The organism is Sphingopyxis sp. 2PD (assembly GCF_005503695.1).
In the GTDB taxonomy this organism is placed as follows: Bacteria; Pseudomonadota; Alphaproteobacteria; order Sphingomonadales; family Sphingomonadaceae; genus Sphingopyxis.
This window is the reverse complement of the sequence record NZ_SCMU01000024.1, coordinates 1-20,407: the sequence shown is the minus strand read 5'-3', so window position 1 is coordinate 20,407 and position 20,407 is coordinate 1. Positions and strand designations below refer to the sequence as shown.

Below are 20,407 nucleotides of genomic sequence, written 5' to 3'. Positions count from 1 at the left end.
TCCTGTCGGAAGTATGGGCATCACGCGGCTTCCTGCCGGGCGAGAAGCGCGCGCTCCAGAATCGCGATGATTTCGCCGTTCATTTTGCGGTGATTGGCGTCCGCCCGGTCTTTCAGCATAGCCTTCAGTTTGGGAGGCATACGAAGCTTCATGTCGCAGGTTTTCATTCGCTCGTTCTCCTATGGGGTAATATAAGACCCATAATGGGTATGATGGTGAGCTGGGTTGCCGTCAACCCCTTCATGGGGTTAATGATGCCCCATGGACAAAACACCTCCTGACATGAAGGTTCGCCTGTCCGCTGATTTACGGCGGAAGGTCGAAGGCGCAGCGAAACTGAACAACAGGACCCTTAATTCGGAGATCGTTTTCCGTTTGGAGAGCAGCTTCCAAAGTCCGCCCGTGATTTCCGAAACGGATCGATTGGGAGCCATCGAGAGCCGCCTGTCTGAAATCGAAATAGCCTTGGGATTGGTCGAGCCTGCCTTTACAGAAAGCCCTTCAAAAGCATTGCTAACCACTGCTCGGTCGAAAGGTGGCCAATGAACAAGCAGCAGAGCGACACGGAGGTCAGTGGCGGACCACCCGAAAATGACTTGTCTAGTTCTACTCCAGCCAGCAATCGCTCCCGATGAATCTTATTAAGTCTAAGAAGCGCGTTGCAGATCATGGCGAGGTGTTCACGCCGACTTGGCTCGTGGAGAAAATGCTCGATCTCGTAAAGGGCGAGACGGAGCGGATCGACGCGCGCTTTCTCGAACCGGCCTGCGGCAGCGGCAATTTCCTCGTGCCGATCCTGCAACGCAAACTCGCCGCCGTGGAGTTGAAATTCGGCAAGTCGGATTTCGAGAAGCGGCATTATGCCCTGTTGGCGGTGATGTGCGCCTATGGAATCGAACTGCTGGACGACAACATCGCGGAATGTCGGGCGAACATGCTTGAAGTCTTTGCCGACTATCTCGGTCTGGCCGAGACGGACGAGCTATACCGCGCCGCCTATTATGTTCTGTCCCTAAATCTCGTGCATGGGGATGCGATGACCATGCGCGACATGGCGGGTGATCCAATCAGCGTCGTGGAGTGGGGCTATATAGGCAAAGGCAAGTTCCAGCGCCGGGATTTCCGACTGGACGTGTTGACCGGCATGGCTGGCCTCACGGCGGAAGGCTCTCTCTTTGCCGGACATAAGGCACACGATATTTTTACAGCCACCAGATCATACGATCCGATGACAGTGCACGATTTGGCAGGATTTGCGAGCGGCGAAACGGAGGGGGCTGTATGAGCGAACAGGCGGGGTTTACGCTGCGGGGACGCAATCCCGATGTTTTGACCTGCATCGCCAACCTTTCCAACGACGAGGTGTTCACGCCGCCGGAGTTCGCCAACCGGATGTTGGACGCACTGACGGAGGCATGGGCGGCGCGGAACGGTGGCGCAAGCATTTGGGCCGATAGCGCAGTCAGGTTCCTAGACCCATTCACCAAATCCGGCGTGTTCTTGCGGGAGATCACTACACGGCTGATCGCCGGACTGGCGGATGAAATCCCCGACCTGCAAGCACGGGTGGACCATATCCTTACCCGTCAGGTGTTCGGTATCGGCATCACGACATTGACCAGCCTGCTGGCGCGACGGAGCCTATATTGTTCCAAGCACGCCAATGGCGAACATTCGGTAGCGAGGGGTTTCGTCACCGATGGTGGAAATATCTGGTTCGGGCGAATCGAACACACGTGGAAAGATGGCCGTTGCACCTTCTGCGGCGCTAGCAGGGAAGTTCTGGATCGTGGCGAGGAAATGGAAACCCACGCCTATGCGTTCATTCACACCAACGACATAAAGGCTCACCTCGGCGAGCTTTTCGGAGGACAGATGCAGTTCGACGTAATTATCGGAAACCCTCCCTATCAGTTGGACGATGGAGGTTTCGGAACAAGCGCCGCGCCGATCTATCAGATGTTTGTGGAACAGGCGCTGGCGCTGGAACCCAAATATGCTGTGTTCGTGACCCCATCCCGGTGGATGACTGGCGGCAAGGGCTTGGACAAGTTCCGCGAGCGAATGCTGACAGACAAGCACCTACGCGCCATCGTCGATTACCCAAAACTCTATGAGGCGTTTCCGGGTGTGAAAATCCGTGGCGGCATATCATACTTCGTATGGGACGGTGGCTATCAAGGGCCGTGCCAGTTCCAGACAATTTGGGACGGACAACCAACCGGGCCAATGGTTGAGCGATACCTTGACGCTTATGATGTTCTTGTGCGGCGGAATGAAGCCGTGCCAATTCTTGAAAAGGTCAGAGCGGAAGGCGAGCCGACCCTCGATAACCGAGTGTCGAGCGGTAAACCATTTGGTTTCCGCACTTTCTTTCATGGCCAGCAGAGCGCGGACGGACTCTCCGACGCGATAAAGCTGTTCGGCTCACAGAAGGTTTCTTGGATAGAGCGCGCCGACATAACCACCAACCCACAGTGGGTTGACGATTGGAAAGTGCTGATGACCGCTGTGCAGGGGACAAGCGCGGCGGTGGAAACAAAATTCCTCAGTAAGCCTATCATCGCGGAGCCGGGAACTGCCTGCACCGAAACTTATCTTGTCGCGGGTCATTTTGACAGTGAAGCGGCGGCGAGGAGCTACGCGGGCTACCTGCGGACTCGTTTCGTGCGTTTTCTAGTATCGCTGCGGAAAGTAACGCAACACGCCACGCGCGATGTTTATGCCTTCGTGCCAGACTTGCCGCTCGAAGAGCCTTGGACCGATGAGAAGCTCTATCAGCGATATGGGCTGAGTGAGGCAGAAATTGCTTTCATCGAGTCTCAGGTCGCAGCCCACGCAGATGCTTGGGTGGACGAGGGGCCATCGGACGACACCACTGATGAATAAGCCCGCTATTGAGGAAATCCTCACCCCAAAGCCGGAAGCGCGTCCTCGCATCTACGCCTATGCCATCGCCGACGCGGCGCACGACGGCTTGCTCAAAGTCGGGCAGACCACTCGCAACGTGAAGCATCGGGTGGCGGAGCAGCTAAAAACCGCCGCCATCGCGAACTACACCATCGAGCTTGACGAGATCGCCGAGCGAGATGACGGGGGAATCATCACCGATCACGCCGTCCGCGATGCGCTGCGGCGCAAGGGCTTCGCCAATCCCCAGCTTGAATGGATGCAATGCACCGTCGCGGACGTGAAAACCGTGCTGGCCGAGCTTCGCACCGGCCAACGGTTCACCGGCACCCATCACGAGGACTTCTCGCCGCGCGAGGAGCAGGCACGGGCGGTGGAGCAGACCTACGCCTACTATCAATCCCGCTGGCAAGAGGACGCCAACGCCGTCCCGCGCTTTCTCTGGAATGCAAAAATGCGGTTCGGCAAAACCTTCACCAGCTACCAGCTTGCGAAGAAGCTGGACGCCAAGCGCGTCCTTGTCCTGACCTTCAAGCCGGCCGTCGAGGACGCATGGCAGACAGACCTTGAATCCCACGTCGATTTTGACGGCTGGCAATATCTGTCGCGCAAGTCCGGGCGCGATCCCAGCCAGATCGACCGCGACAAGCCCGTGGTCTTTTTCGGGTCGTTCCAAGACCTGCTTGGCCGCGACAAGGCGGGAAACATCAAGGCCCGCCACGAATGGGTCCACACGACAAATTGGGATTTGGTCGTGTTCGACGAATATCATTTCGGAGCGTGGCGTGAGACGGCCAAGGAGCTTTTCGAGGGCGAGGATGCCGCCGTCGCCAAGAAGGAGGCCAGCATCGAATATGCTGCCGACCTTGCGGACGTGAACGAGGATTTGGGCGTCCTGTCGGAAAGCGAGGCCGAGTTTCTGCCGATCACCACGCGGGCGTATCTCTATCTGTCCGGCACTCCGTTCAAGGCGCTCGCCACGGGCGAGTTCATCGAGGAACAGATATTCAACTGGACTTATACCGACGAACAGCGGGCCAAGGCAGCGTTCGCCGCGAAGAATCCGGGCAAGCGCAATCCCTATGGCGCATTGCCGCAAATGCGGCTTCTCACATATCAAATGCCCGACGAGTTGCTGGCGATCGCCAGTGCAGGGGAGTTCGACGAGTTTGACCTAAATGCTTTCTTCGCCGCCAGCGGCACAGGTGATGCGGCGGAGTTTAAGCACAAGACCGATGTGCAGAAATGGCTCGACATTATCCGTGGCGGTTATGCGCCGCAGGCGGTCGAAAGCCTGAAAACCGGCACGCGCCCGCCATTCCCGTATTCCGATGTGCGGTTGCTGCCATATCTGCAACATTCATTCTGGTTCCTGCCCAATGTCTCTGCCTGTCATGCGATGGCGAACCTGCTGGCAGAAAAGCACAACGTATTTTGGCACGATTACGCCGTCATCGTGTCCGCCGGGGCGGCAGCGGGGATAGGGCTGGACGCATTGCCGCCCGTCCGGCAGGCGGTCGGCAGCGGCTTCGATACCAAGACCATCACGCTCTCATGCGGCAAGCTGACCACTGGCGTCACCGTGGCGCAATGGTCATCCATCTTGATGCTGCGGAACCTGAAATCCCCTGAAACCTATTTTCAGGCGGCGTTCCGTGTGCAGTCGCCGTGGTCGATAAAGAATCCCAACGGCGACAATCCGAACGAGGAGGAAATCCTAAAACCCGTTTGCTTCGTGTTCGACTTCGCGCCCACGCGGGCTTTGCGGCAGTTGTCCGAATACGGCATCGGCCTGTCGCCCGGAGAGGCGAACCCCGAAAACGCCGTGCGCGAGCTTGTCTCGTTCCTGCCCGTCCTTGCCTATGACGGCGCGAACATGACCCAGATCGACGCGGGCGGCATCCTCGACATTGCGATGGCCGGAACGTCGGCCACGCTGCTGGCGCGCAAATGGGAATCCGCGCTGTTGGTCAATGTCGATAACGACACCTTGCGACGTGTTCTCGACAATCCCGAGGCGATGGCGGCGGTGGAGCGCATCGAGGGCTGGCGCTCCCTTGGCGACAACATCATCGAAACCATCATCAACAAGAGCGAAGCGGTCAAAGACCTCAAAGACAAGGCCAAGGAGCAAGGTGGCGAATTATCCGCGAAGGAAAAGAAGGAACTGACCGAGGAGGAGAAGGAATATAAATCCAAGCGCAAGCTCGTTCAGGAAAAGCTGATCAAGTTCGCTACCCGGATTCCGGCCTTCATGTATCTGACGGACTTCCGCGAAAACACGCTACAGGACGTTATCACCAAGCTGGAACCCGACCTATTCCATGCGGTCACCGGCCTAACCGTTGCGGATTTTCACCTCCTTGTTCGGCTCAAGGTGTTCAACACCGAGCGCATGAACGAAGCTGTCTTTGCGTTCCGTCGCTACGAGGACGCCTCGCTGCGATATACCGGCATCGAGAGCCACGAAGGGCTGACCCATTACGGCTTGTACGATACGGTCGTGGCCAAGGAATAGGCGTAGTGCTACGCCGCGCGGACATGGCCGCGTTCCTGAAATCCTCCTTTCGAGCTGCTTTTTACCCCTGATAAGAAGGGATTATCAGAGGTTGGGATCGGAAGCCTTCAACGTCAGACGCCGCATTCGCGCCTAGTAGCGACCACTGTGTCGATCGCTCGCCCCTTCGCTGCGGAGCGTTCAAAGAAATCAATCCGAACGGTGGCTCCGGCTTGCAGTAGCGGGCCGGAGGATTGGCAAATATCACGAATTATGCGCTGCCGTCCGGCCTCGGTGATCGAAGCCCCTTTGCGATCGACCAGCGCCGTCAGGATGAGCTGGTTGCCAACCGCGTCAACCTTCGAAACGGTGGTTTGTTCGAAGATCTCCATGGGGGTTTTCGCGGTTTGGGCGACCCGGAGCAGTGCGCCTTCCAAATCGGCGGGGTTTATGACGACCGTATTATTACTGACCGCAGATGCGGCGGGCGGAGGTGCTGGGCGGCAAGCCTGCGCGATTGACGAGCCCAATTCGAGCCGCCCTTTTTCATAGGCGTAGCGCGATGCTGATTGGCAATCGCCATCGGCGAGCATTTTGCCTATCTTCTTTCGGAAGTTCTTTTCGCCGATGCTCGCGATCAACTTGCCGATCCCTTCCCCAAGAGCCTGCCCGCCGTCGTCGTACTGATAGTCAGAGCAGCCGCCGATGGACGTGCAATTGACCATGTTTCCGCTCACCATGCAGTTCGTCGAGGTCATTTGGGCATGGGCGTTATCTTGCGTTGCGAGCAGCATCAGCCCCCCAACAACACCGCAACCGGCGATCCATTTCCCACGGTCATTTTGGCGCAGCACAGCCATTCCCCTCAAGCATTTTGGCGCAATTATCCAAAGCTGAATTACGCGGAATAGCTGAACGTGGTGTAAAGAGCGGCGATCAGCGTGATCCGCACTGAGCGATGGCCCGCTGGATGAGGCTTGCGGTGTCGCCGACGAAATACCCATATTCGTTTCGTTTTTGATGATCGTCGGGACGCATCATCTTTTCTTTCCCGAGAGCGACGCCATTCAGGCCGTACATCGTCGTCCCACCGTCGAATGAAACCGTCACCATCGGGCGATCATAGTCGGTCATCTTGCAGAATATCTCGGCGCTGCTCGCCGTGAAAGGCCACTTCGGCCCGAAGTCCGTCGCGGTGACGCTAAAGCTGTTGCCCCAGTCGCTTTCGTACCGGACACCCAATTCAGCCGCCCTTGCTTTCAGTTCCCCATCCGACGGCTCCCCGACAACAATCTTCGCGAGAAGCGATACCGCCAAAATGAAGAGCCCCGCACCGCCCATGAATTTCCCGACCATTTCTGTTCCCCGACATTGGGCTCGCCAGCGTCGCCCCATCTGAAGGTCGTAAGCTAATTCGAAAAAGTTAGAATTTACTTATAGGTTCGTCCGAATATCGAATTGCCATCCCTCATGGCAGAAGCACCTCCCGGTTACCCATCGACCAGGAGGAACCATGGTCGATTTGCGGAAAAGGTTTGGCGGGCTGGTAAAGGCGCACCGCCTGCGGAAAGGGCTGACGCAGGAGGCGTTGGCCGAGCGTGCGAACATCAGCACAGACATGGTTTCGAAAATTGAACACGGAAACACGGGCGCGCGTTTCAGGGTCATTTCCCTGCTTGCGGAAGCGCTGGAGGTCGATCCCGCCGAGTTGTTTACGTCTAATCTCCCGTCAGGCCAGCTACAGCGAGGGCAATTGACCGACATAACTAGCCGACTGGGCAGCTTGGGGGACGACGAGCTGCGGTGGATAAATGGCGTGATTGAAGCCGCGCTGCGTCGAAAAGATTGATTGCTTTCCGCTCGCCGAAACCGATTGTAAATTCGGACCGGCCATCGTGCCGCAGCGACACGAAGGGAGGCGCGGATGCCGCAGTTCGAAACCATCGAGTACGGAAAATACACTATTAAGATTGGTCCAGCAGATGACCGTTGGGGTGCCAACGCCTATCGTGGCAAGCACTTCATTATCAAGACGAGGGGAGACACACGGGATCACGTTCTCGCCGATGTGCGCCGAGAACTGGACGAACTCGAAAATCATCGGCTGTCCGAGCTGGACGTCGAGGGAGCACCCTCCTCACTGGTCTATGAACGGGCGTTTGCAGCGGTATTGCCGACTTTGGCGGACGGATATCGTAGAATGCTGAGCGCGCATTTTCGAGCGCCAGATTATTTGATCACCGCGACCCAGCTTGCCGACGCTGCGGGCTATGCGGGCTACGAGGGTGCAAATTTGCATTACGGGAAGCTCGGTAAAAGGCTCGCGGAGGAGATCGACTTCTCACCGCCGACGCGATCTGATGGAACGGAAATATGGACATGCGCCATCGCACGTCCCCGCGATCTCGATCCCGAGCATCCCCACACCTCAATGCTCGAAAGTTTATTGCGGAATATGAATACCGGACACTTCGAATGGCAACTGCGGCCACAAGTCGTTCAGGCGCTCTCCTCGCTGAGATTCTGATTTCCTATGTCCTGTGGAGCGTAGCATCCGGGAGACCCGCTGCCTTCTCTTGCAACAATATTCTTGATTGAAGGCTGGCTGGGACACTATTTACAGGAAAAAGGGGGGGTGTCATGCCAATTGCTGAAGAAGCCGCGCGGTTCAAATCTTGGGCTGCGGAGCAGGGAATACTGACTTATCAGCCGCCTGAAGATGATCTTGTTGGCCAAGGCGATGACCTGAATGATCTAGCGGAAACCAATCAAGCCGCAGCGGCGGAGAGCATTTTTAACGCTCGCAAGATCAATCTTGTTCTTGTCAGCCCCGAAAACAACGAAATCATCGTTTGCACTCACCAAAAGCTGACCAAAAAGGAGCTGGAAACGCTTCCAGAGACATCGGAGGAGGGGGCCACGTTTCGTTACGTCAAAGCGCACCCTCCCCAAATCCGCATTCCGGCTTCTGGGGGACCGGCGGCTGGAAATTTCACTCTTCACAATAACTTTTACACCTGTGGCTCCTCGATATCGATCGGCAACGTGGTGTCAGCGGGAACGCTTGGCTGCTTGGTTCAAAACGCCGCCGGTGAGATATTCGGCCTGACAAATAATCACGTAACCGGAGGTTGTGGATATTCGGAGGTTCATGTCCCCATCGTCGCTCCGGGGTTGGTCGATGTTCGGCCAGGCGGGCATGATCCATTTACCTTAGGCCATCATGCGCAGGTGGCTCCTTGGACGACTGGAATTCCCGATAACATCGATGCCACGGGCAATATCGATGCAGCCATCTTTCGCGTATCTAACCCTGCATTGATCAGTTCGATGCAGAGGGCCGCATATGATACACCTACAGAGATCGCCCCACCGCAAACTGGGATAAGTGTTAGAAAGGTCGGTCGCACGACGGGCCTAACCTCCGGGACAATATTGGGTCAGTCGGTCGGTTTTGAACCCGTGGCTATGCAAGTTCCACAGTTCAATGGTCTGGTTTATTTCCATGAGGTTCTGGTCGCCCAAGGCAACCTCGGCCAACCGTTTGCGGACAGAGGAGACTCGGGTTCTCTCGTCGTTACCACTGGGAACGACGGCGTGACGCGGGCGGTAGGTTTGGTGTATGCTGTATCGGCTGACAAGGCATTGACGTTTATTATCCCAATCCAACGGATTTTGAACGCATTTAACGTAACTCTATTGGGCGGACACAACGCTTGAAATGGAAGTGGAACGGGCCGCTAGGGCGCTTTTGACGTCATTGCAGCTGCCAAAATGGGCTGCTTCTGTGCTCGTGCGGGCACACAAACCACGAAATGAGCTTGTCGTGTGGATTGATGAGCGTTGGCATGGTGCCGTGCCAACGATTAGGTCATTCGAAGGTTATTCGGTGATCGTTGAGACTCGGCCTCGCGCTGAAAACTCGCCGCCGTAACAAGTCATCCCGCCGCAGGGGTGGACATAATGAGATTTTATTTTGTGGAGAGGCCGCTCAAAATATGGCTCCAGCGGCATTATCGGTAAACATGTCGCCATCGCGGATGTAGCGGGTCAGCATTGAGTCGGACGCATGGCCGGTTTGCTGTCTGATCTTCCACATCGACGCGCCGGCCATTGCGGCGCTGGTCGCCAATCCCGCCCGTAAACTATGCCCGGAATAGGCTTCGGGATCAAAGCCCGCCGCCGCAATGCGCCGTTTGACGATGTTCGATACCGCCTCACCGGAGAGGCGCTCGGGGGCGATGTGCCCGTGCCGATTGATCGGCCGGAATGTCGGGCCGTCGTCGATCCCGGCGGCGGCGAGCCAGTCACTGAGATGCTGCACCGGACACCAGCGGGTACGCCCATGCGGAATTGCGATCTTACGGCCTTGCCCCATCTGATCGGTTTTAGAGCGGCGAAGATGAATCACGATGCCCTGCCGGACATGCTCAATGTCGGCGCAGTTCAGTCCGACCAGCTCTGACCGGCGAAAGGCACCGGCAAAGCCGATGAGGAGAAGCGCCTTGTCGCGAACGTCGATGGCCCGGTTTCCCATACATGCCAACGCTGAAAACAGATCGTCGCGTTGTAGCGCAGCGGCCTCGCGCTGGGCCATGCCGAGCGTGCGCCTTATACCGCGGAAGGTGGCCTTCGCGATCTCGGATTTCGTAGGATCGGGAAAACCTGCGGCCCGATGCGCTTTGGCGATCCCCGCGATCCGCCGTTGGATCGTCGCCACAGCATGGGTCGCGGCCATGTCCGCCAGATAGGCTGCTAAGCTCTCAGGCGAACATGGGATAGATCGGCCCGCTGCCTCGAAATGCCTCATATCAGCCCGGTAGGCACGTTTGCTGGCGTCGGAGAGGGATTGGGTTAGGAACGGCCGGATTGCCGCTGCCAGCCCGGTTTGGGCCTGGTTCTCACCAATGACCAAACCACTGGTGAAATCGCTCTCGCTGATGCTTGTGCAATTAATTGCAAATAATCGGACATGCTTCTGGGGATTGGAGGTCATGCTACGCTCCCCCGCTCGATCTGGGCGGCGAGCAGGCGGCATCGAATGGAATTGAGCTGGTCGAGGTTGGCGCGGACGATGTCGAGGATTGGCTTCACGCCATCGCGGGGGCAACCGATCTTCATCATGTCGGTTTCCAGCCCCATAGCTTCCAGTTCTCGCGACCGGGACCAGTTCAATCGACGTGCGATGGGGATCGCATCCACTAAAAAGCAGGCCATCTCCACGACTGTCGGCGCGCGAAAGTCAGAAACATATCGCGACATTGTTGCGTCGAGCGTAGGCGTCTCGCGGAGGAACTGGCGCATGGCACGTTTGCCAAGCCGGGTATGCTTGTCCCAAGTCCAGGCGGGGACGCCGTGAAATGTCGGTGCGGTCGGAACGGGGCTGTCCTCGACCGCTGTGGTCCCTCTGCGCTCCTGCACCAGCTTCCAGAGCAGCGGGATCATCACCACGATCGGTTCCCGGCATTTGCGGGCAGCGGTTTCGATGATGCTTGCCAGCGGGTCAGGAAACCCGCGCTGATCGAATGCGTCGAGTAGTTGCGGCAACGCGCCGGTGCCGACGATCTTGGGTCCGCCGCCGTTGACGCCGCTCGCATGCCACATGGCGATTGCGCGCGCGACGACCGGCTGATCGGGATCGACTGCAACGGCGATCTGCTGGTCGGTCGATAGCTGAGCGACCATTTCGCGCTCATGCTCGAAGCCGGGGTGCTGTATCGCGGTGCAGATCAGATAATCGGGACTGCGATCCTTGGGAGCTTCCGCCAGACGCCGAACGAGATCGGTCAGCACCTCACTGTCATCGCCGAAGGGCCGTCGCATGTCGCGACCGAGCGTCATCAGCGTAGCATGGCGCACGAGGTCCAAATCGCCGATGCCGACATCTTCGCAGGCGATCAGCAGGCACCTGCGCCAGATGCCGGTGCCGCGCTGCCGATGCAATGTGCGGGCGGCGTGGATTGCATAATCGACCTCGCTGCGCCGGATCGCCTTTTGCAGCAGCGATGACGCCGCCCACGGGTCGAGCGGCGCAATCTGTTCGGGGAATGTCATATTCAACCTCCTTGTCAGGGAGGCCGAAAATCGTGGGACCCGCCGTGAGCGTTAGCTGGATGGATGACGGAGCCAAGGAAAAGCCGCAGAATGGCGCGGGAAAGAATAGCGGGCTTATCCCCGTATTCGCACGAGCCTTGGGTGATTCAATCAATGCCATGCAATATCAGCGAAATGTGGGAAGAAACCGGGTCGGGGAGCGATGTCCCCAGAACTGTCCCCGACATAGAAAAACAGGCCCGTTTGTCCTTGGGATTGTCCCCAGCATTATGAGCGGGCAGGGGGCGTCGCGGACTGTATTAGAGCCATGATCGCCTGCTCTTTGCCCACCAGCCCTCGGCCCTGCTTTTCTGCTCCATGGGCCAGCAGCGCGTTCTCCAGCGCGGGATAGGCGTCAGCGGGTATGCGGAGCAACACTGTGCGGCTTGTCACCGGGCGGTCATCATCCTGATTGTTCAGCGCGGCTGGCAGCCGGTGCGCCGTGGTATGCTCGGCAATCTTGAGATAGCGATGGATCAACCGTTTGCTGACCGCATTGTTGCAGCGGACATGGCGGGCGACAATCTGGATTTTAGTCCACCCGATCCGCTCGGCCTGCTTTTCGGTGATGCCGTGATCGGTGAGGAAGCCGCCAACGTCGGAAAGATAGAATAGCGCCCGTCGCTTGATCTTCGCCGCCTCCTCCACCTCGTACAGGAATGCGGGGTCACTTTTATGTGCTGCCGACAATGCGCGGGCAAAGGCGTGGAAGCTCTTTGTGGATTTCGCAGCCAACGCGAGTGCTTCCAGCTTGAGGTGATCGACTGCGGGCTGGTCCTGAACCGGGGCCATGGGGCGCTCCTGCATCGCATGAACGCAACCCCAATTATCGCTCCGGTTCTAATAAATCGTTGAGTGCAATTAATTGCATTAAATGGATCAGCTAGTCAAAGTTTCGTCTTCATTTCCTCCCGCTGGATAATCTTTGCCCGTTCGCGCCTCACATAATCGGGATCGATTTTCGCGATTGCCCGCTGATGGTATGGCTCAGCATTCTCGAAGATAATATGAGGCCGGAGTGCAAGCCAATCACGGGCGAATTTCCGTAACCAATTCTGATAGGTGATTTTGGGAACGCCCGGCACGTCAATCAATTCGTTCAAGACGTAATGCGGAGCGGGAAGCTGTTCTTCGCCAAATCTTTCGCGATACTCGCGGCAGGAGCTTGCCTCTCGTTCGAAAGCGATCTCCTTGGCGGATTTTGGGCGCATCGCCCGAGGCGGGGATGGTGGTGGACCAAAGCAGGCTGCCCGCTGAACTGTCTGCTGAGCCGATTGGTAGTTAGCCTGAGCCCGCTCTGATTTGCGTCCGGCGATAATGTCAGCATCGTGCCAGCCCCGTTCCAGTCGTTTGCGGATGGTCGATACGGAGACCCCTTGCAACTTCGCCAGTCTGGAAGGGGTGAACGTCTCGCCGGTCGTCAGGTCGTGGAATATCAGCGTATCACCCTTGTTGTTGTTCTGGGTCCGCTTGTCAGCCCAGCGCACTTTGCCGGGGGCGTATTCACGATCGTTGTTGTCGATCCTGTCGAGGGTGGCACGTGATGCAGGCATCGGGCCGACGAGCCGGAGGAAGTTGCGAAAGTCGCGGAACTCAGGATGCACCTTGTCGCCTCGCCGTTTGCTTCTAGTCAGCATGTTCCGGTGGCTGGTTTCCTCGCGGCGATACTTCTTCCGAAGCTGCATAGCTTTCAAATGCTGAAGGTCCGATAGAAAATCGGCGTCATAGAATTTCTCAGCGGTGTGACACGGTTGAGAATTATTGCTTATGAGCGTGACATCGTCCTCGGCATCCGCATCGGGAAGCGGCGCACATGCCGGGGTCTTCACGATTTTCTCATCGTTTTTGGCTGTCGCGGCATGAGAGAAAATTTCTCCCAAATCGGACATGAATTGCTCGGTGGCGTTGGGCATCATGGTGAAATCTCCTCAGCTTGCGGTGAGGGAGCGCGACGTGTAGAGTTGGGTTGTGATCGGCGTCTCTGGCGCTCCCGGAAGCCCCGCCCTGCAACGGCGGGGTTTTCTCGTTTCAAGTCAGAGATAATCAAGGCCCACACGGCCAGAGCGCGCCCGACTGAAATTCGGTGCTATGGCATGATCGCGTTGAAGCTCTTGGGTGCGCACGCAGAATTCTGGGAGTTTTTCCGGGAGTGTCGGAGCCAATTCCGGGAATTGCGCTCCATTTTGTTCCCGTTTCTTCCCGCGATGCGCCTCTGCGCCTCGCAATCAGTCCATTGATTTTTAGAGATATAATTGGTCGGGACGAGAGGATTCGAACCTCCGACCCCCACACCCCCAGTGTGATGCGCTACCAGGCTGCGCTACGTCCCGACCGGCCCTGTTGGGCAGGCGTGGCCCCTAGCGCGGGTCGGCAGGGGATGCAAGGCTTCCCTGCGCAAAGTCGTTCGATGCGGTGAACATGGGCGCCGCGGGCCACCATGCCCTTGACGTGATCGCGATCCTCCCCATTTCGGCGACGCTTGCCCGCGGGGGAGGGCGCAGCGACCGGTTGCGCGCGCCGCCCCTGCGTGATAGGCGCCGCGCCATATATGCGCGCCGGTTCCCTGCGGAACGGGCTGCGTTTTCAAACGGAAAGTTTTTCATCCATGTCGACGCAATTGCTTCTGACCCAGGCGGCCGGATCGGGCGGCGGGGCCGCCGGTTTCCTGATGCTGGTCCCCTATCTGCTGATCTTTGTCGTGTTCTGGTTCTTCCTGATCCGCCCGCAGCAGGTGCGCGCCAAGGAACATCGCGCCAAGATCGCCGCGGTGAAGCCGCGCGACCAAGTGGTGACCGGCGGCGGCATCGTCGGCAAGGTCACGCGCGTCGACGATGATTTCGCCGACGTCGAAATCGCGCAGGGCGTCAAGATCAAGGTCGTCAAGGCGACCCTGGCCGACGTGATGCAGCCCGGCGCCAAACCCGCCAACGACTGACGCCGCAGGGGCGGTTTCGTGCCGCCCCGCGCATGTTATCGGACCATCAGACCATGCTCGATTTCCCGCGCTGGAAAACCATCAGCATCAGCATCATCCTGGTGCTGGGCATCCTTTTTTCCATCCCCAGCTTCCTGCCCGAAAAGACGCGCGAGAGCCTCCCGGCGTTCATGCAGGCGAAGGTCAATCTGGGGCTCGACCTGGCCGGCGGCAGCCATTTGCTGCTGGAGGCCGACATCGCCGACCTGCGCAAGACGCAGCTGGCCAATATGGAAAAGACCGTTCGCACGGTGCTGCGCGGCGAGCGCGGTCCCGATGATGACATCGCGATCGGCGAACTGACGACCGAGGGCGGCAGGATCAGTTTCCTGATCCGCGATCAGGCGCAGCTCGATGATGCGCGCGACCGGTTGTTCAGCCAGACGCAGGGCGCGGCGCTGACCGGACAGCGCGACTGGAACATCGACATCATTGATAACACGCGCATCGTGATGACCCCGACCAACGCTGGCCAGCAACAGGCGGTGGCCGACGCGATGGATTCGGCGCGCGACATCATCGACAAGCGCGTCAACGACCTTGGGACCCGCGAGCCGACGATCATCCGCGAAGGCAATGACCGCGTCGTCGTGCAGGTGCCGGGGCTTCAGGATCCGGCGGCACTGAAGGAATTGATCGGCAAGACCGCGCGGCTGGAATTCCGCATGGTCGACCCCAACGCCGATCCTGCGGAGGCCGCCGCGGGTCGCGTGCCGGTGGGCAGCGAAATCGTCCCCTATGCCGAGGGCGAAGGCAATGGCGCGTCGTTCGAGGTGCTGCGCCGCCAGGTGATGATCAGCGGCGAACAGCTGATCAACGCCAAGCAGAGTTTCGACCCGCAATCGAACGAGCCGGTCGTGTCGATCAGCTTCGATTCGGGCGGGTCGAGCACCTTTGCCAAGGTGACCGCGCAGAATGTCGGCAAGCGGTTCGCGATGGTGCTGGACGGCAAGGTGCTGTCGGCGCCGTCGATCAACGAACCGATCCTGGGCGGTAGCGCGCAGATTTCGGGCAGCTTCTCGGTCGCGAGCGCGAACGCGCTGGCGATCTCGCTGCGTTCGGGCGCGCTGCCGGTGAAGATGGAGGTCGTCGAAGAACGCACCGTCACGCCAGAGCTCGGCGCCGATTCGATCCGCAAAGGCGTGATCGCGGGCATCATCGCCACCGTCGCAGTGCTGGTGTTGATGATGGTCGTCTATGGCCGGTTCGGCATCTACGCCAATATCGCGCTGTTCTTTAACGTGTTCCTGATCATCGCGATCATGGCGGCGTTCAATGCGACGCTGACCCTGCCGGGGATCGCCGGCTTCGTGCTGACGATCGGCGCTGCGGTCGACGCCAACGTGCTGATCAACGAACGAATACGCGAGGAGCTCAAACGCGGGCGCAAGGTGTTTCAGGCGATCGACCTTGGCTATTCGGAAGCCAGCCGCGCGATTTTCGACGCCAACGTCACCAACGTCATCGCCGCGGTGCTGATGTTCTGGTTCGGCTCCGGCCCGATCAAGGGCTTTGCCGTGGTGCTGACCATCGGCATCGTCACCAGCGTTTTCACCGCCGTTACCGTCACCCGCATGTTCGTCGCCCATTGGCTGCGCACCGCGCGTCCGACGTCGATCAATATTTGAGGAAGGCGATATCATGCGCTTGCTGAAACTCGTCCCCGACGACACCAACATCGACTTTCTGCGGTGGCGGAAACTTGCGTCGTTTATGAGCTTTTTCCTGGTCGCGGTGTCGATCGCGCTGGTCGCGGTCAAGGGGCTGAACCTGGGCGTCGATTTCGTCGGTGGTCAGTCGGTGCGCGTCGAATTCGCGCAGGAAATGCCGCCGATCGATGAAATTCGCGAAAAGGTCGGCCAGATCGGCCTTGGCGAAGCGACGATCCAGCAGTTCGGGTCCGACAAGGCGGTGTCGATCCGCACTGCGCTGCCCGAAGGCGACAAGGCGGCGGCCGAGCGGGCCGGACAGCAGCTGGTCGCGGGCATCCAGAAAGCGTTCCCGACGGCAAAGGCGGGGTCGGTCGAGACCGTGTCGGGCAAGGTGTCGGGCGAATTGATCCGCACCGGCGCGATCAGCCTGGGCCTCGCGATCATCGGCATCTCGATCTACATCTGGATCCGGTTCGAATGGCAGTTCGGGGTCGGGGCGCTGGGGCGCCTGTTCCACGAAGTGTCGCTGACCTTTGGCCTGTTCGCGGTGACGCAGATGCAGTTCGACCTCAACAGCGTCGCGGCGTTGCTGACGATCGTCGGCTATTCGCTGAACGACACGATCGTGGTGTATGACCGCATCCGCGAAAATCTGAAAAAATACCGCAAGATGGACATCATCCCGCTGCTCAACCTCAGCATCAACGAAACGCTGTCGCGTACCGTGATGACCACCGTGGCGATGGTGCTCGCGCTTGGCGTGTTGCTGCTCTTTGGCCCTGACGTGATCTTCGGCTTTACCGCGGCGATGCTGTTCGGCGTGTTTATCGGCGGCTATTCGTCGGTGCTGATGTCGACGCCGGTGCTGGTGTGGCTGAAGGTCGGTCCCGACAGCTTTATCCCGCGCACGAGCGCGGGCATCGCCGGCGGCGAGCGGATCGAGCGCAAGGATGACGGCGCGGTCGTCTGACCGGGCCGACACTATAGAAATTGCTGTAGCCCTGAGCCTGTCGAAAGGCGCTTCTCCGAGGAGCGCCCTTCGACAGGCTCGGGGCTACGGTTCCTTTTGGGCTGACCGATTTATACAGCGGCGCAGATGCGCGGCGAGTTCGCGGCCGTTGCGGTTCCAGTCGAAGCGGCCCGCCAAGGTGGCGGCAACGTCCGACGCCGCGGGCGGGTTGGCGAGGATTGCCTGTACCGCCTGCACAATGGCTTCGGGCGACCGCGCCGCAATCCGGCCCGCGACGGGCGAGGTGACCAGTTCGGCGGCGCCGCCCGCGTCGCTGATCACGATCGGGGTGCCGCAGGCGATCGCCTCGACCCAGGCGTTGGCCAGCCCTTCGCTGACCGATGGCATCACCACCGCGTCGGCGGCGCGATAGAGCATTGGCAGGTCGGCGTTGGCGACCGGCCCCATGAAATGCACGCGGTCGGCGACGCCAAGCCGCCGGGCGAGCGCGCGATAATGCCCTTCGGCTTCGCCGGCGCCCGCGAGATAATAGTGGACGCCGGGAAGCGCGGCGAGCGCCTCGATCACCAATTCCTGACCCTTGCGCGGGATCAGCGCGCCGACGGTCAGGATCATCGGGGCGTCGTCGATGCCGAGCGCGGCGCGCGCGGCGGCGCGGTCGCCCGGATGGAAGCGCGCGGTGTCGATCCCGGTGTAATGGACGGTGACCTTGGCCGGATCGATGCCGATGGCGGCCATGTCGCGGCGCATGGCGTCCGACACGGCGAGCAGGGCGGCGGCCTTGTCGGCGGCGGCCAGCAACTGCGGCGCGGTTGCCGGGTCATGGCCGAAATGGCTGATGTCCGCGCCGCGCGCCTTGGCCGAAAAGGGCAGGCCGAGCGCGGCGGCGACGCGCATCGAGGCGGGACCGTCAGGGTAGAAAAATTGCGCGTCGACAACGTCGAAGGTCTGGCCGCGCACCACCGACAGCACGGCGCGCGCGACCAGGGTCGGGTTGAGGGGGGCGCCGATGCGCGGGATCAGCGGAAAGCGCGGGCGGTGAACGGTGAGGCCGTTCCAGCGCTCGGTCTGCGGCAGGGTGCGGAGCTTGCGATAGCGTGGGTGGAGCGACAGCGGGAAGGGCGGCAAGCCGACGGGCGCGACGACGGTGAGTTCGATCCCCGGCTGTGCGGCGAGCGCGCGCAGGCTCTTTTCGACGAACAGCCCGAAGTTTGGGCGGGCGGCATCGGGGAACAGCGTGGCGATCGACAGGACGCGGAGGGGGGAGGTCATGCCTGCCCTCTCATCCGTTTGTGCTGAGCTTGTCGAAGCACCGCTTTTCCTTGACGTCGGTGAAAGAAAGGACGGCCCTTCGACAAGCTCAGGGCGAACGGAAATGGGTTAGAGCGTGCGGATCAGCCGGACGGCAACTGCGGCCCATGGCGGGTTGCTGACCACCTGTTGCCGGGCGCCAGTGCCGAGCGGCAGCAGGTGCAGTTTTTCGCCATCGACGTTGAGCAGGCGCGCGAAGAAGAAGCGCCCGGCGGGGCGGGGGACGAGCAGGTCGCGGTTGAGTGCGCTCGTCCAGTCGCCGGTGATCCGGCGGCACCAGATTTCATCGCCGGCACGATAGTCGCCGATCGACGAGGTAACGCGAACCGCGACCATATCCTCTCCCGGCCGCGCGGTCAGCGCCTGTTCGACGCGCGTCGGCGCCTGCGCGCCATCGGCGCCAAGGTGCGCGGTGATCGTGAGCTGGGTATCCTGCGGCAATTGCACCAGTTCGGCGGCATCGACCCCCAGCGCGGCGGCGATGCGGTTCATCCAGCCGAGCGACAGAGTGCGCGTGCCGGTTTCGAGGCGGCCGATTGTCTGCGCGGTGGTCGGCGGATCGCAGCGCGCGCCGACCTCCTCCAGCGTCAGTCCCTTGGCGCGGCGCACGGCGCGGATGCTGTTGATCATCGCAAAACCTTCAAATAACCAAATCGGTTTCTTCTTTCCTACAAAATAATCCAGTGTCAAGGCCTGTCTTCTAGCCAAAGGAGATTGCCATGACCGCCCACCAGCTTGTCACCCGCCTGCATCCCGACGACCGCATCGATCCCGATAAAAGCGGTCTGCAGTCGATGCGGCAGGTGACGGTGAATATCGCCGAGAGTCCGATCGCCTGGTTGGCGGCGCGCGGGCATCTGACGTCGGCGCAACTCGATGCGGGCGAACGGCTGCGCGCCGATTACGAGCGCGCGGGGCTGGCGGCGCGGGTGACGATGCGCTGGGACGCGGCGCCGCCCGCGAAGCGCCGTGGCGGCGCGCGCGCGGCGGATGCGTCGCTGGCGCGGATCGATGCGCACCGGCGCTTTCATGCGGCGCTCGATGCGGCGGGACCGGGGCTGGCCGACATTTGCTGGCGGGTGATTTGCGCGGGGGAAGGGATTGCCGGGGCGGAGAAGGAGCTGGGGTGGCCGGCGCGATCGGGGAAGCTGGTGCTGCGGCTGGCGCTGGATCGGTTGGCGCGCTTTTATGGGGTGGGATGATTGTTAGCCAAAGATGCGCTGCGTTTCGTCTTGATCCTTGATATAGGTATTCGCCACGCGCTTGGATTTCAGAAGATAGGCTGTCCAGATCGTCGCCGAAATGCTCGATTTTGCGGCAGCCCATAGAGCTTCAGAAACTATCGGCCCACCAAACTCGGGGAAAAGGATCGATCCAACCACAGCATCAATCAGCGTCGGGATAGAGGCAAGGCACCAGAGGCCAATGACAACGATCCGGACCGAGGACCAGCGATGAATCGCCAGCAGCCGATAGGCGAGGAAGATCGACCCGATGACGGATGCGGCGACCAACGCCCAAGTGAATGGAATATAGGTGGACGTGTTGGGTCCAAGCACCTGACCCATGATAGCGGTTTCGCGTATGTTCGCGGTCGTCTGGAATAACATTCGTGCCGGAGAAAGAATGGCGAGGATGAACACCAGAAAGCCGAGCCATCCCCCGACGCCCTGCAATTTGGATTGGCCCTTATCGTCGCTCATGTCGTTCCCCCTTGGTCACGACATGTCCGAATTGTCTATGTCTGCCAAGGGCAATCCAAGGCTTAGCCGAGCGACTCAATTTCTTCGGCCAGCGAAAGCCAGCGATCTTCGGCCGCCGCCTTTTCCTCGCGCAGCTTTTCCAGCTTCCCGGTTAGCGCAGTGAATTTTGCATAGTCGCGTGTGAACAGTGTGCCGTCCGACAGCTCGGTTTCCGCTGCGGCCATCTCCGCCTCGATCGCCTCGATCCGGCCCGGCAGCAGGTCATAGTCGCGCTGATCCTTGTAGCTCAGCTTCTTG

General features: G+C 59.8%; 22 protein-coding genes and 1 tRNA gene. 11 read left to right on the top strand and 12 right to left on the bottom strand.

Translation table 11 applies throughout. The features are described from left to right. Positions 1 to 20: 20 nt before the first annotated feature. Positions 21 to 167: an Arc family DNA-binding protein gene (locus FFS18_RS13780; RefSeq protein ID WP_137871271.1), complete on the bottom strand. Its 147-nt coding sequence runs from the start codon at positions 165 to 167 to the stop codon at positions 21 to 23. Positions 168 to 261: 94 nt separating this feature from the next. On the opposite strand from FFS18_RS13780, the gene FFS18_RS13775 reads away from it, so the two are divergent. From FFS18_RS13775 to FFS18_RS13760, 4 genes are all read left to right on the top strand, one after another. Further along, entirely contained in the window at positions 262 to 546 is a 285-nt protein-coding gene (locus FFS18_RS13775) for an Arc family DNA-binding protein (protein WP_137871270.1), read from the top strand. Between the two features lie 85 nt (positions 547 to 631). Then, entirely contained in the window at positions 632 to 1,285 is a 654-nt protein-coding gene (locus FFS18_RS13770; protein ID WP_137871269.1) for an N-6 DNA methylase, read from the top strand. Beyond that, positions 1,282 to 2,889, top strand: coding sequence for an Eco57I restriction-modification methylase domain-containing protein (locus FFS18_RS13765; RefSeq protein ID WP_137871268.1), 1,608 nt, complete (start codon positions 1,282 to 1,284; stop codon positions 2,887 to 2,889). Before FFS18_RS13770 ends, FFS18_RS13765 begins: the two co-directional genes overlap by 4 nt. After that, positions 2,882 to 5,428, top strand: a complete 2,547-nt coding sequence (locus FFS18_RS13760) for a DEAD/DEAH box helicase family protein (protein WP_137871267.1) — start codon at positions 2,882 to 2,884, stop codon at positions 5,426 to 5,428. The genes FFS18_RS13765 and FFS18_RS13760 overlap by 8 nt, the downstream gene beginning before the upstream one ends. Before the next feature lie 113 nt (positions 5,429 to 5,541). On the opposite strand, the gene FFS18_RS13755 is transcribed toward FFS18_RS13760, so the two are convergent. Next, entirely contained in the window at positions 5,542 to 6,267 is a 726-nt protein-coding gene (locus FFS18_RS13755; protein WP_137871266.1) for a hypothetical protein, read from the bottom strand. 76 nt (positions 6,268 to 6,343) lie between these two features. Continuing rightward, positions 6,344 to 6,763: a hypothetical protein gene (locus FFS18_RS13750; protein WP_137871265.1), complete on the bottom strand. Its 420-nt coding sequence runs from the start codon at positions 6,761 to 6,763 to the stop codon at positions 6,344 to 6,346. A 157-nt stretch (positions 6,764 to 6,920) separates the two neighbouring features. Here FFS18_RS13750 and FFS18_RS13745 point away from each other — a divergent pair, with 157 nt between their 5' ends. The 3 genes from FFS18_RS13745 (at position 6,921) to FFS18_RS13735 (ending at position 9,127) form a co-directional block, all read left to right on the top strand. Next, on the top strand, positions 6,921 to 7,256 hold the full coding sequence (locus FFS18_RS13745; RefSeq protein ID WP_137871264.1) for a helix-turn-helix domain-containing protein: 336 nt from the start codon (positions 6,921 to 6,923) through the stop codon (positions 7,254 to 7,256). A 75-nt stretch (positions 7,257 to 7,331) separates the two neighbouring features. Continuing rightward, the gene (locus FFS18_RS13740) at positions 7,332 to 7,934 is read left to right on the top strand and encodes a hypothetical protein (RefSeq protein WP_137871263.1); all 603 of its coding nucleotides are present in this window, start codon (positions 7,332 to 7,334) and stop codon (positions 7,932 to 7,934) included. A gap of 113 nt (positions 7,935 to 8,047) precedes the next feature. Next, positions 8,048 to 9,127 (top strand): Nal1-like putative serine protease, encoded by a 1,080-nt coding sequence (locus FFS18_RS13735; protein WP_137871262.1) that lies wholly within the window; start codon positions 8,048 to 8,050, stop codon positions 9,125 to 9,127. Between the two features lie 271 nt (positions 9,128 to 9,398). Here the strand turns inward: FFS18_RS13735 and FFS18_RS13730 are convergent, their stop codons facing one another. The 5 genes from FFS18_RS13730 to FFS18_RS13710 all read right to left on the bottom strand — a co-directional run bounded on the left by FFS18_RS13730 (position 9,399) and on the right by FFS18_RS13710 (position 13,830). Beyond that, positions 9,399 to 10,403 carry a site-specific integrase gene (locus FFS18_RS13730; RefSeq protein ID WP_249340408.1) on the bottom strand — a complete coding sequence of 335 codons (1,005 nt, stop codon included), beginning with the start codon at positions 10,401 to 10,403 and terminating at the stop codon, positions 9,399 to 9,401. Next, positions 10,400 to 11,350 carry a hypothetical protein gene (locus FFS18_RS13725; RefSeq protein WP_137871261.1) on the bottom strand — a complete coding sequence of 317 codons (951 nt, stop codon included), beginning with the start codon at positions 11,348 to 11,350 and terminating at the stop codon, positions 10,400 to 10,402. Before FFS18_RS13725 ends, FFS18_RS13730 begins: the two co-directional genes overlap by 4 nt. 378 nt (positions 11,351 to 11,728) lie before the next feature. Continuing rightward, positions 11,729 to 12,292 carry a hypothetical protein gene (locus FFS18_RS13720; RefSeq protein ID WP_137871260.1) on the bottom strand — a complete coding sequence of 188 codons (564 nt, stop codon included), beginning with the start codon at positions 12,290 to 12,292 and terminating at the stop codon, positions 11,729 to 11,731. Between the two features lie 95 nt (positions 12,293 to 12,387). Next, positions 12,388 to 13,416: a hypothetical protein gene (locus FFS18_RS13715; RefSeq protein ID WP_137871259.1), complete on the bottom strand. Its 1,029-nt coding sequence runs from the start codon at positions 13,414 to 13,416 to the stop codon at positions 12,388 to 12,390. 337 nt (positions 13,417 to 13,753) lie between these two features. Beyond that, positions 13,754 to 13,830 (bottom strand) — tRNA-Pro (locus FFS18_RS13710). Between the two features lie 275 nt (positions 13,831 to 14,105). Here FFS18_RS13710 and yajC point away from each other — a divergent pair. Genes yajC through secF form a run of 3 tightly spaced genes read left to right on the top strand, consistent with a single transcriptional unit; the run spans position 14,106 to position 17,096 of the window. Then, on the top strand, positions 14,106 to 14,435 hold the full coding sequence (gene yajC, locus FFS18_RS13705; RefSeq protein ID WP_120215806.1) for a preprotein translocase subunit YajC: 330 nt from the start codon (positions 14,106 to 14,108) through the stop codon (positions 14,433 to 14,435). A gap of 53 nt (positions 14,436 to 14,488) precedes the next feature. Then, positions 14,489 to 16,102, top strand: a complete 1,614-nt coding sequence (gene secD / locus FFS18_RS13700; protein ID WP_137871294.1) for a protein translocase subunit SecD — start codon at positions 14,489 to 14,491, stop codon at positions 16,100 to 16,102. Positions 16,103 to 16,115: 13 nt separating this feature from the next. After that, positions 16,116 to 17,096 carry a protein translocase subunit SecF gene (secF, locus tag FFS18_RS13695; protein WP_120215807.1) on the top strand — a complete coding sequence of 327 codons (981 nt, stop codon included), beginning with the start codon at positions 16,116 to 16,118 and terminating at the stop codon, positions 17,094 to 17,096. 84 nt (positions 17,097 to 17,180) lie between these two features. On the opposite strand, the gene FFS18_RS13690 is transcribed toward secF, so the two are convergent. Then, positions 17,181 to 18,368: a glycosyltransferase gene (locus tag FFS18_RS13690; protein WP_137871258.1), complete on the bottom strand. Its 1,188-nt coding sequence runs from the start codon at positions 18,366 to 18,368 to the stop codon at positions 17,181 to 17,183. A gap of 108 nt (positions 18,369 to 18,476) precedes the next feature. Next, on the bottom strand, positions 18,477 to 19,037 hold the full coding sequence (locus FFS18_RS13685; RefSeq protein ID WP_137871257.1) for a helix-turn-helix domain-containing protein: 561 nt from the start codon (positions 19,035 to 19,037) through the stop codon (positions 18,477 to 18,479). 89 nt (positions 19,038 to 19,126) lie between these two features. Here FFS18_RS13685 and FFS18_RS13680 point away from each other — a divergent pair, with 89 nt between their 5' ends. Continuing rightward, entirely contained in the window at positions 19,127 to 19,609 is a 483-nt protein-coding gene (locus FFS18_RS13680) for a DUF6456 domain-containing protein (protein WP_502704177.1), read from the top strand. Positions 19,610 to 19,612: 3 nt separating this feature from the next. Here the strand turns inward: FFS18_RS13680 and FFS18_RS13675 are convergent, their stop codons facing one another. Further along, on the bottom strand, positions 19,613 to 20,110 hold the full coding sequence (locus tag FFS18_RS13675; protein ID WP_137871256.1) for a DUF2569 family protein: 498 nt from the start codon (positions 20,108 to 20,110) through the stop codon (positions 19,613 to 19,615). Between the two features lie 62 nt (positions 20,111 to 20,172). Continuing rightward, positions 20,173 to 20,407: ABC transporter C-terminal domain-containing protein (locus FFS18_RS13670; protein ID WP_249340407.1), on the bottom strand; the 235-nt coding region annotated here is incomplete at its 5' end.